This is a genomic window from Ideonella sp. (assembly GCF_041287625.1).
Classification (GTDB): Bacteria; Pseudomonadota; Gammaproteobacteria; order Burkholderiales; family Burkholderiaceae_C; genus Ideonella.
Window position 1 is genome coordinate 34156 of the sequence record NZ_JBGGNH010000022.1, and the last position, 11231, is coordinate 45386.

Genomic DNA, 11231 nt, shown 5'->3' on the forward strand with positions numbered 1-11231 from the left:
CACCATGCATTGCAAACACCTGCTTGCTGCGCTCGTCGCGGGCATGTCCATCGCCCCGCTGGCCCAGGCCGCGGTCTCGGCCGAAGAAGCGGCCAAGCTCAAGGCCACGCTGACGCCGCTTGGGGCTGAGCGCGCCGGCAACAAGGACGCCAGCATCCCCGCGTGGGACGGCGGCGCGACCAGGGCGCCCGCCGGCTACAAGAGCGGCGAGCCACGCCCCGACCTCTTCGCTGGCGAGAAGCCTGTGCTCTCGATCAATGCGAAAACCATGGACCAGCACGCCGCCCGCCTGAGCGACGGCGTGAAGGCGCTGATGAAGAAGTACCCCGACTTCCGCATCGACGTCTACCCGACGCACCGCACCGCGGCCGCGCCGCAATGGGTCTACGACAACACCTTCAAGAACGCGACACGCGCCAAGCTTGTCGACAACGGGCAGGGCACCGAGGGCGCTTACGGCGGCACGCCATTCCCGATCCCAAAAGACGGCTACGAGGTGTTCCAGAACCACCGCCTGGCCTGGACCGGCACCTACATCCAGGCGCCGGTGCGGGTCTGGGTCGTCACGGCCGACGGCCGGCGCGCGATGGCCTCGGGTGGCACGCAAAGCTTCCGCAAGCAGTACTACGACCCGGAAGGCAGCCTCGAGAAGTTCGATGGCTACTACCAGCTCGGCAAGTTCGTGGTCAGCGAGCCGGGCTCGAAGGCGGGCGAGGCGATCCTCGCGCAAGACAACATCAACGCGGCCAACCCGCGCGGCCTGTGGCAGTACCTGGTCGGCCAGCGCCGCGTGCGCAAGGCGCCGTCGGTGGCCTATGACACGCCGGACTCGGTGACCTCGGGCATCGGCCTGTTCGACGAGGCCTTCAACCTGTTCGGGCCGATCGACAAATACGAGCTCAAGCTGGTCGGCAAGAAGGAGTTGTACATCCCGTACAACAACAACAAGGCCGCGAGCGCCAAGGTCGCCGACCTGGTGACGCCGAACACGCTGAACCCGGCGCAGGTGCGCTGGGAACTGCACCGCGTGTGGGAGGTCGAGGCCACGCTGGCGGCCGGCAAGCGCCACGTCGTGCCCAAGCGCAAGTACTACATCGATGAAGACAGCTGGCAGATCATCCTGTTCGATGGTTGGGACGCCAAGGACGAACTCTGGCGCACCAACTACACGCTGACGCTGCTCGCACCGGACATCCCGGCCATCGTCGGCAACATGATGTGGGGCGGCTACGACCTGCAGACCGGCGCTTACTACCTCAACATGGCGTCGAACGAGCTGACTTCGCAGTACAAGCCGGTGGCGCCGATTCCGCGTTCGTTCTTCAGCCCTGAAGAACTGGCGAACGAGGGCACGCGCTGATGGCTCGGCTTGCCGCACTGTTGCTGGCCGCAGCGTCTGCGGCGGCGGCCCAGGGCCTGCCGGCACCGCTCCCGCCGGCCGCGCTGGGCGAGCCGGCGCTGCACAGCCCGAAGGCGTTGAACGCGGCGATGCTCGCCGTCACGCAGGCCGGGCCACGCCTGGTCGCAGTCGGCGAACGCGGCACGGTGCTGCTGTCGGACGACGCGGGGAAGCGCTGGCGCCAGGCCAAGGTGCCGGTGCAGGTCTCGCTGACGGCCGTGCGCTTCGTCGACGATCGCACCGGGTGGGCGGTCGGCCACCTGGGCGTGATCCTGAAGAGCGGCGACGGCGGCGAGAGCTGGGTCAAGCAGCTCGATGGCGTGCAGGCTGCACAGCGGGTGGCCGCCAGCGGCGACGAACGCACCAAGCGCTTCGCCGAGGAGGGCCCCGACAAGCCCTTCTTCGACCTCGACTTCACCGACGCTCAGCATGGCTTCGCGGTCGGTGCCTACAACCTCGCGTTCGAGACCCGCGACGGCGGCCAGCACTGGACGCCGATGTTGAGCCGCTTGCCGAACCCGAAGGGCCTGCACCTCTATGGCGTGCGTGCGTCGGGTGGCCATGTCTACATCGCTGGCGAGCAAGGCCTGCTGATGGCGTCTGCCGATGGTGGCGCGAACTTCACCGCGCTGGCTTCGGCCTACAAGGGCAGCTACTTCGGCTTGCTCGCCGCGCGCTCGGGTGCGCTGATCGCCTACGGCCTGCGCGGCAACGCCTGGCGCAGCGGCGACCAAGGCGCGAGCTGGACCCGGCTCGACACCGGCCTGAAAACCTCCATCAGCGCCGCGCTCAAACTCGACGGCGGTGAACTCGCGCTGCTCGCCCAGACCGGCGAGCTGCTGCGCAGCCGCGACGACGGGCGCAGCTTCACGAAGACGCTGCCGACTGGCGGGCCACTGCCGGCTGCAGGCCTCGCCTCAACCGATGGCGCACTCGTCATCGCCAGCCTGCGCGGCATGCGCCGTCAATCCGCTCCTTGAATCATCCGAACATGCACGCCGACACCTCCCTAGACGCCCAGCCGGTCGTCGCCCGCCTCGAAGACTTCGACACCGCCTCGGGCTCGAGCGTCGAGCGCGCTTTCTTCAACCACCGCGTGTGGGTGATGGCGGTGTGCCTGCTGCTCACGCTGCTGCTCGGCTGGCAGGCCACCAAGCTCAAGCTCAACGCGAGCTTCGAGAAGACCATTCCGACGGCGCACGCCTACATCGTCAACTACTTTGCCAACAAGGCGAACCTGGCGGGGCAAACGAACGCGATGCGCATCGCGGTCGAAACGACGGGCAACTCGATCTTCGACAAGGCCTACCTCGAGACGCTGCAAAAGCTCAGCGACGAGATCTTCCTGCTGCCCGGCGTCGACCGGCCGTTCATGAAGTCGCTGTGGACCAGCAACACGCGCTGGGTCGCGGTGACCGAAGACGGCCTGGACGGCAACACCGTGATGGGCGACAGCTATGACGGCTCGCCCGCCGCGCTGGCCGAGGTGCGCACGAACGTCGAACGCTCCGGCGAGATCGGCCAGCTGGTCGCGGGCGACTTCAAGTCCAGCATCATCTTCGTGCCGCTGCTCGACAAGAACCCCAAGACCGGCGAGGCGCTGGACTACGGCGAACTCTCGCGCCAGGTCGAAGCCTTGCGCAACAAGTACCAGAACGACCACATCCGCATCCACGTCACCGGCTTCGCCAAGGTCGTCGGTGACCTGATCGAAGGCCTGCAGCAGGTGCTGATGTTCTTCGGCCTCGCGCTGGCCATCTGCGCCGCGGTCCTGTTCGGCTACACGCGCTGCTCGCGCAGCACTGCGCTGGTGGTGGCGTGCTCGGTGATCGCGGTGGTGTGGCAGTTCGGGCTGCTCGCGCTGCTGCACTACGAGCTTGACCCGTACTCGGTGCTGGTGCCGTTTCTCGTGTTCGCGATCGGCATGAGCCATGGCGCGCAGAAGATGAACGGCATCATGCAAGACATCGGCCGCGGCACGCACCGCGTGGTGGCCGCGCGCTACACCTTCCGGCGCCTGTTCGTCGCAGGCCTCACCGCGCTGCTGTGCGATGCGGTCGGCTTCGCAGTGCTGGCGCTGATCAAGATCCAGGTCATTCAAGACCTGGCCGCGGTGGCGAGCATCGGCGTTGCCGTGCTGATCTTCACGAACCTGGTGCTGCTGCCGATCCTGCTGTCCTACGTGGGCGTCAGCCCGGTGGCGGCGCAGCGCAGCCTGCGGCTGGAGTCGGCCGACAACGGCGCGGCGCAGCGGCCCTGGCTGTGGACGCAGCTCGACCGCTTCACGCAGCGCGGCCCGGCCATCGCGGCGATCGCGGTGAGCCTGGTGCTGGCGGTGCTCGGCTATGCGATCAGCCTCAAGCTCAACATCGGCGACCTCGACCCAGGTGCGCCCGAGCTGCGCGCCGACTCGCGCTACAACCGCGACAACGGCTTCATGGCGAGCCACTACGCGGCCAGCAGCGACATCCTGGTCGTGATGGTCGCGACGCCCGAGGACCAGTGCACCCGCTATGGCACGCTGGCCAAGGTCGACCAGCTGGCCTGGCGCCTGGAGCAGCTGCCCGGTGTCGAGTCGACCAACTCGATGGCGGCGCTTTCGAAGCTGGCGATGGTCGGCTACAACGAAGGCAACCTGAAGTGGTTCGAGCTGATTCCGAACGCCAGCGTGCTCGGCGGCGTGCAGACGCGCGCACCACGAGAGCTGTTCAACCAGGGCTGTTCGTTCCTGTCGCTGTACGTCTACCTGAGGGACCACAAGGCACAGACACTGACGCGCGTCGTCGACGAGGTCGAACACTTCATCGCCACAAATCCGGCACCCGACGAGCGCTTCATGCTGGCCGCCGGCTCCGCTGGTATCGACGCGGCGACCAACATCGTCGTCAAGCAGGCGATGCGCGAGATGCTGCTGTGGGTCTACGGCGCGGTCTTGCTGCTGTGCTGGGTCACCTTCCGCTCGTGGCGCGCGGTGGTCTGCGCGGTGCTGCCGCTGGTGCTGACCTCCATCTTGTGCGAGGCGCTGATGGTGGCCCTGAACATGGGCGTGAAGGTTGCGACGCTGCCGGTGATCGCGCTCGGTGTCGGCATCGGTGTCGACTACGCGCTCTATGTGCTGAGCGTGATGCTGGCGCGGCTGCGTGCCGGTGACAGCCTCTCGGCCGCCTACCACCACGCGCTGCAGTTCACCGGCCGCGTCGTGATGCTGACCGGCATCACGCTCGCGCTGGCCGTCGGCACCTGGGCCTTCTCTTCCATCAAGTTCCAGGCCGACATGGGCATCCTGCTCGCCTTCATGTTCGTCTGGAACATGGTCGGCGCGCTGGTGCTGCTGCCGGCGCTGGCGCACTTCCTGTTGCGGCCCGCTGCTCGCGCCGTGGCGGCGCAGCCCGCTTGTGCCTTGGCCTGAGATCGGCCTGCGCGGCCGTGACGCTGAATTGAGACCCTGAACAAAGGAGAGACCGATGCTTGATCTTCAACTTGGCGCCATGATGGCGCAGGCCCGGGCCGCCGGCATGCCGGACCTGTGCGAGCTGCCACCCGAGGCCGCGCGCGGCCTGTACCGGCAGATCCTGGCGGCCGCCGACGTGGCGCCGGCCGATGTGGCCGTGAGCGAGTTTCGCGACCAGGTCGGTGACTCGCCGGTGCAGCTGCGGGTCTACACGCCGCACGGCGCCACCGCCGCGCTGCCAGTCATCGTGTACTGGCATGGCGGCGGCTATGCGCTGGGCGATCTCGACGGATACGACGCTGTCTGCCGGCAGCTGTGCCACGACACCGGTGCGATCGTCGCTTCGGCCAGCTACCGTCTTGCCCCCGAGCACCCTTTCCCGGCGGCGCCGGACGACGCCTGGGCTGCGTTGAACTGGGTGGCCGAGCACGCGCATCGCTTCGGTGGCGACGCCTCTCGCCTGGCCGTGGCCGGTGACAGCGCCGGCGCTGCGCTGGCCACGGTGGCGGCGATCCGGGCGCGCGATGCCGGTGGCCCCGCCATCGCCTACCAGGCCATGCTGTACCCCCCGGCAGCCGGCGGCCACGACGGCGACTTCCCGTCGCGCGAGGCGCATGCGGCAGGCCCCACGCTGACGCTGCGCACGGTCGCGTACTTCAACGCGCTGTACTTCGGCGCTGCGGCCAAGGCGGCCGACTACCGCGGCGCGCCGCTGCTGGCGCCCAGCCTGGCCGGCCTGCCGCCAGCGCTGCTGCAGCTGGCCGCCCACGACCCGCTGCGCGACGAAGCCATGGCCTACGGCCAAGCCTTGCTCGCGGCCGGCAACGCGGTGTGCATCGTCGAATACCACGGCCTGGCCCACGGCTTCGTCAGCATGGGCGGCGGTATCGGCGCAGCGCGGCTGGCGCAATTGCAACTGGCCGCGGCGCTGCGGCAGGCGCTGGGTGCCTAGAGCCCCAGCACCAGGCGGGCCGATTTCGAGCGTGAGCAGCAAATCAGCATCTGGTCGTTGGCGGCCTGTTCTTCGGGGGTGAGGTAGGCGTCGCGGTGGTCCGGCAGGCCGGCCTTGACGCCGGTCAGGCAGGTGCCGCAAACGCCTTGTTCGCACGAGACCATCACCGGCTCGCCTGCGGCTGCCAGGGCCTGCGCAATGCTCTGCCCCTTGGGCACATGCACCACCCGGCCGCTGCTTGCCAGTTCGACCTCGAAGGCGGCATCGCCATCGCGCGGGCCGGCATCGGCACTGAAGAATTCGCAGTGCAGCTGAGCCTCGGGCCAGCCCTGCGCCCGCGCAGTGCCCAGCACCGCCTCGATGAAGCCCTTGGGACCGCAGACGTAGAGATGGGTGCCTGGTGGCTGCACGGCCAGCAGGGCCTCCAGCTGCAGCCGTTGCGCGGGCGCTTCGTCGTCGAAATGCAGCACAACCTGGGCTGCATGGCGCGCGCTGTCCAGCCGGTCGATGAAGGCCGCGCGGCTGCGCGAGCGGGCGCAGTAGTGCAGCGTGAAGGCTTCGCCCGCTGCTGCCAGATGTTCGGCCATGGCCAGCATGGGCGTGATGCCGATGCCGCCGGCCAGCAGCAGGCTGTGGCTGGCCTGCGGCACCAGCGGAAAGTGGTTCCTGGGCGCGCTGATGCTCAGCAGCTGGCCTTCCCGCACTTCGTCGTGCAGCGTGCGCGAGCCGCCGCGCGAACTGGCCTCGCGCAGCACGCCGATCTGGTAGCGGTGGGTTTCGCCTGGCGCATTGCAAAGCGAATACTGGCGCACCAATGCGCTGGCGCCGGCCGGGGCCAGGTGCACGTCGATGTGCGCGCCCGCGCTGAAAGCCGGCAGCGCTGCGCCGTCCGCGGGCACCAGATCGAAGCTGCAGATGTCGTCCGCCACGGCCTGCTTGCGGGCCACCCTGACGCGCAGCAGCGGCAGATCCGGGGTTTTCATCGCGGCGCTCATCCGGCAATCGGGGCTGATTGCTCGGCGGCCAACAGTCGCTCGATGACCCGGCGCGACTGCACGCCGCCAGCGTCGATGTTGAGCATCAGCAGCTTGCGCTCGGGCCAGCGCAGCAGATTGGCCTGCTGGCGTTCCAGCATTTCCCGGTCCTCGGCAAAGATGCGGCCCTGGCCTTCGCGCACCTGCGCGGTCAGCGCCTCGTCGTCAGGCCGGAAGTGGCGGGCCATGCCCCAGAAGTACCAGTGCGACTGATCGGTTTCAGGTGTGATGAAGTCCACCACGATGCTGGAGACCTTGCAGTCGTCCGGCGCGTCGTGGCCGCCGCGGCCGGCCAGTGCCACGCCCACTTCGATCATCACGTGCGAAGGCGGCGTGAAGTGGCAGATCTGCCAGCGGTCCACCGCTTGATCGTCGGGCAGGCCGTTGGCGCGCAGCGCCATCTTCCAGAACGGCGGCGCTTCGATGCCTTGCATGAAGCGGCTGGTGATGACCTCGTCGCCTTCGACCCGCGTGGTGCAGGGCGCTTCGTCGATCTCCTTCTGGCCGATGCTGCTGGCGTGCACATAGGTTTCATGCGTCAGGTCCATCAGGTTGTCGACCATCAGCCGGTATTCGCAGCCAATGTGGTACAGCCCGCCGCCGTAGGCCCAGCCCGGGTCTTCCGCCCAGTGCAGGTAAGGGATCTTCGCCGAGTCGGCCTGGGCCGCGTCGCCAGGCCAGACCCAGACGAAGCCGTGGCGCTCCGCCACGGGGAAGCTGCGGATCGCCGGGAAGCCGCGCACCCGCTGGCCGGGCATGGCCACGGTCTTGCCGTCGCAGCCCATCTCCAGCCCGTGGTAGCCGCAGACCAACTGGCCTTCACAGACCCGGCCCAGCGACAGCGGCGCGCCGCGGTGCGGGCAGTAGTCTTCCAGCGCATGCACCTGGCCTTGCTCGCCGCGGTAGAACACCAGGCGCTCGTTGCAGATCGTGCGGCCCAGCGGCTGCCCGGCCAACTCGGCCGAGGTGGCGGCCACGTACCAGGCGTTTTGAGGGAACATGCGGGTCTCCGGTTTCATTGGATCCATTCGAATGGATCCAATTGTGAGTAGTAGACGAGCTGACAGCAAGACAAAAGGCGTTTGATGGATCCAATTGGCGCTCAGGATTTACCCTCGGGTGGTGCGCCCAGCGTGGTGGCTTCGCTGCGCCAGCTGATCATGGCGGGGCGTTATGCCGCCGGCACGCGTCTGGCCGAGGTGGCCGTGGCCGAGGTGCTGGGGGTCTCGCGCACGCCGGTGCGCCTGGCCTTTCGCACGCTGGCTCAGGAGGGCTTGCTGCAGCCTGCGGGCAAGCGGGGCTTTGTCGTGCGGGCGTTTTCGGAGGCCGACGTGCTGTGTGGCATCGAGGTGCGCGGGGTGCTGGAAGGGCTGGCGGCGCGCCGCTTGGCGGAACGGGGATTGGATCCCGTCACCCGCGCGACGCTGGCGGACTGCCTGGCCGAGGGTGAGGCGGTGCTGGCTGGCGGCACGCTGGGCGAACCCGAGATCAACCGCTGGTCCCGTCTCAACGAGCGCTTCCATGGCGCCATCGTGCATGCCGTCGGCAGCCAGGTGATTGCCGACGCGATTGCCCGCAACAACCACCTGCCGTTTGCCTCGGCCGACTCCATCGTCATCGACCGTTCCGCGTTGGCCAATGAGTACGAAAAGATCCGCCTGGCGCAGATGCACCATCGCCTGATCGTCGATGCGCTGGGGCGCGGCGAGTCGGCCCGGGCGGAGATGCTGATGCGTGAGCATGCCTACGTCGGCCTGCGCTACGCGCCACTGTTCGGCCTGCAGGGCGCCTCGGCTGCGTGACTCGTGGAATGCGCTGCCTGTCATCGAGTGTGAGGATTACCGAACCCTCCAAAGGGGGATGGTTCGCAACAGGTCTTACAGGCAAAGTACAGACATCGCTGTCAACCGCGAACAAGCGTGATCAGGGAAGGTCGCACTGAGTCAGGCCGGTCAGATTTCTGACCGGCCTTTTTTTCGCCCGGCCGTTTGTTCACCAACCCAGTGGCGCCGCCCAGCCGGTGTAGGCCTTGGGCAGCGGCGGTGCATAGTCGCCCACCGCGCTGGTCTTCAAGCCCAGGCCGTGCAGCGCCTGCGCCAGTTGCACCGCGGCGGCCACGCCGTCGATCACCGGCACGCCCAGCTTCTGTTGCAGTGCCGCGCACAGGCCTGCCATGCCGGCGCAGCCCAGCACGATGGCGCCGCTGCGGTCGCGCGCCAGCGCCTCGCGGGCGCAGTCCTCGATCTGCGCCATGCTGGCCAGGCCGCCGTCTTCCAGCGCCAGCACCGGGATGTCGGTGCCATGCACGCCACGGCAGCGCCGCTCGAAGCCGTATTTGTGCAGCAGGTGCTCGGCGATCACGCAGGTGCGCGTCATCGTCGTCACGACCGAAAAGCCGGTGGCGATCATCGAGGCTACGTGGAAGGCCGCCTCGGCGATGCCCAGCACCGGCGCCCGCGTGGCTTCGCGCGCGGCGTCCAGGCCGGGGTCGCCGAAGCAGGCGATGACGGCGGCATCGATGCCGTCGCCAGCCAGCCGCATTTGCTCGGCCACGCCGGCCGTGGCAATCGCCTCGTCGAAGAAACCTTCGATGGACGCCGGGCCGAAGCTGGGCTGCACCGCCAGCACCTCGGTGCCCGGCGAAGCGGCGGCGCGCGCGGCCTCGGCAATGTTCGCGGTCATCGCCGCGGTGGTGTTCGGATTGATCAGCAGCAGCTTCATGGTGGTGCGATTTTGCATACAAAAAGAGAGCGACGCACCAAGTCGGCTGGCACCTGCCGCGGCCTTGCCGTGGACTTTCGCTCACCGCCGAGGTGCAGCAAGACATGGGCCGGGTGGGCCATGAGCTGGCACACGCATTGCATACAAAGTGACGCATGAATGCACGCACCGACTTGGAACTCGTGGGCCTGGTCAAACACTACGGCGACGCCGTGGCGGTGGCGGGCATCGACCTCAAAATCGCCGGCGGCGCCTACTGCTGCCTGCTCGGCCCCTCGGGCTGCGGCAAGACCTCGACGCTGCGCATGATCGCCGGCCACGAGCTGCCGACCGAAGGCAGCGTGCTGCTGGCCGGCCGCGAGATCACCGAGCTCTCGCCGGCCGAACGCGGCACCGCGATGATGTTCCAGAGCTACGCGCTGTTCCCGCACCTCACGGTGCTGCAGAACGTGGCCTTCAGCGCGCAGATGAAGGGCGTGGCCAAGGCAGAGCGCGAAGCCAAGGCCGGGCAGTTGCTGGACCTGGTGGCGATGACGCCTTACGCCCAGCGCCTGCCCGCGGCGCTCTCCGGCGGCCAGCAGCAGCGCGTGGCGCTGGCGCGCGCGCTGATGACCCAGCCGCGCGTGCTGCTGCTGGACGAGCCGCTGTCGGCACTCGACCCGTTCCTGCGCATCAAGATGCGGGCCGAGCTGCAGCGCTGGCACCGTGAACTGGGGATGACGTTTGTCCATGTGACCCATTCCCAGGAAGAGGCGATGGCGCTGGCCGACCTGGTGGTCGTGATGAACCACGGCCGCATCGAGCAAGCCGGCCCGGCGCGCGAGGTCTTCGAGCGCCCGCGCACCGAATTTGTCGCCCGCTTCATCGGCGCGCACAACGTGATCGACACGCCTGGCGGCAAGCTCGCGGTGCGCAGCGACCGCTGCGAACTCTCGGGCGCCCAAGCTTCGGCTGGCGGCCTGCCGGTCATCGTGCGCGCCATCGAATACCAGGGCAACCACGTGCTGGTGCACCTGGTGCAGCCCGGCACCACCGAGACCGCCGACGACGACGCGCCGTCCGCCGCCTGGGTCGCCAGCCTGCCCGACGCCAAGTTCCACCAACAGCCCATCGCGCCCGGCCAGCAGCTTTCTCTGCACTGGACCGAGGCCGACGCGCACCTGCTGGCCGCCTGAGCCCGCGCCGACTTCAAACTTTTCGCCCCACCCACAGCCCCCGTTTGTTTGCTGGAGATTTCGATGAGTGACATGGACCAGACTCCGCCGCAGTCCGATGACGCGACGCCCGCCACCAACGCTACCGGCGAGGCCTCGTCGGCCGGCCGCCGCAGTTTCCTGAAAAACGCCAGCGTTGCGGCCGTCGGCATCACCGGCTTCCCCTACGTGCACGCGCAGGAAAAGATCACGCTGCGCTACCTGGGCACCGCGGTGAACCAGGACAAGAAGATCGCCGAGAAGTTCGAGGCCGACACCGGCATCAAGATCCAGTACATCCCGGTCACGACCGACGACGTGACCAAGCGCGCCGTCACCGCGCCGAACAGCTTCGACCTGATCGACACCGAGTACTTCTCGCTGAAGAAGATCATCCCCACCGGCAACCTGCTGGGCATCGACGTCAAGCGCATCAAGAACGCCGACAAGATCACCTCGCTGTTCACCAAGGGCGAAGTCG

The 11231-nt window shown here is 68.1% G+C and carries 9 protein-coding genes and 1 pseudogene; 7 read left to right on the forward strand and 3 right to left on the reverse strand.

The window, feature by feature from the left end:
• Positions 1-4 precede the first annotated feature (4 nt).
• Genes ACAH41_RS08905 through ACAH41_RS08920 form a run of 4 tightly spaced genes read left to right on the forward strand, consistent with a single transcriptional unit; the run spans position 5 to position 5802 of the window.
• On the forward strand, positions 5-1360 hold the full coding sequence (locus tag ACAH41_RS08905) for a DUF1329 domain-containing protein (RefSeq protein WP_325655645.1): 1356 nt from the start codon (positions 5-7) through the stop codon (positions 1358-1360).
• A complete protein-coding gene (locus ACAH41_RS08910) occupies positions 1360-2379 on the forward strand; it encodes a YCF48-related protein (protein WP_325655644.1) in 1020 nt (339 codons plus the stop codon). Before ACAH41_RS08905 ends, ACAH41_RS08910 begins: the two co-directional genes overlap by 1 nt.
• Positions 2380-2390: 11 nt before the next feature.
• Entirely contained in the window at positions 2391-4808 is a 2418-nt protein-coding gene (locus tag ACAH41_RS08915; protein WP_370538262.1) for an RND family transporter, read from the forward strand.
• A 55-nt stretch (positions 4809-4863) separates the two neighbouring features.
• The gene (locus tag ACAH41_RS08920; RefSeq protein WP_325648765.1) at positions 4864-5802 is read left to right on the forward strand and encodes an alpha/beta hydrolase; all 939 of its coding nucleotides are present in this window, start codon (positions 4864-4866) and stop codon (positions 5800-5802) included.
• On the opposite strand, the gene ACAH41_RS08925 is transcribed toward ACAH41_RS08920, so the two are convergent.
• The gene (locus tag ACAH41_RS08925) at positions 5799-6785 is read right to left on the reverse strand and encodes a PDR/VanB family oxidoreductase (RefSeq protein ID WP_325648767.1); all 987 of its coding nucleotides are present in this window, start codon (positions 6783-6785) and stop codon (positions 5799-5801) included. The two genes, ACAH41_RS08920 and ACAH41_RS08925, sit on opposite strands and share 4 nt — an antisense overlap.
• An 8-nt stretch (positions 6786-6793) precedes the next feature.
• Positions 6794-7837: an aromatic ring-hydroxylating dioxygenase subunit alpha gene (locus tag ACAH41_RS08930; RefSeq protein WP_325648769.1), complete on the reverse strand. Its 1044-nt coding sequence runs from the start codon at positions 7835-7837 to the stop codon at positions 6794-6796.
• A gap of 84 nt (positions 7838-7921) precedes the next feature.
• Between ACAH41_RS08930 and ACAH41_RS08935 the strand changes: the two genes are divergently transcribed.
• Positions 7922-8638, forward strand: coding sequence for a GntR family transcriptional regulator (locus tag ACAH41_RS08935; RefSeq protein WP_325648771.1), 717 nt, complete (start codon positions 7922-7924; stop codon positions 8636-8638).
• A gap of 190 nt (positions 8639-8828) precedes the next feature.
• On the opposite strand, the gene ACAH41_RS08940 is transcribed toward ACAH41_RS08935, so the two are convergent.
• Entirely contained in the window at positions 8829-9557 is a 729-nt protein-coding gene (locus ACAH41_RS08940; RefSeq protein ID WP_325648773.1) for an aspartate/glutamate racemase family protein, read from the reverse strand.
• A 155-nt stretch (positions 9558-9712) separates the two neighbouring features.
• Between ACAH41_RS08940 and ACAH41_RS08945 the strand changes: the two genes are divergently transcribed.
• Both ACAH41_RS08945 and ACAH41_RS08950 read left to right on the forward strand, forming a co-directional pair.
• Positions 9713-10732, forward strand: a complete 1020-nt coding sequence (locus tag ACAH41_RS08945) for an ABC transporter ATP-binding protein (protein ID WP_325648775.1) — start codon at positions 9713-9715, stop codon at positions 10730-10732.
• A 63-nt stretch (positions 10733-10795) separates the two neighbouring features.
• A pseudogene (locus tag ACAH41_RS08950) lies at positions 10796-11231 on the forward strand (ABC transporter substrate-binding protein); the annotation flags it as partial.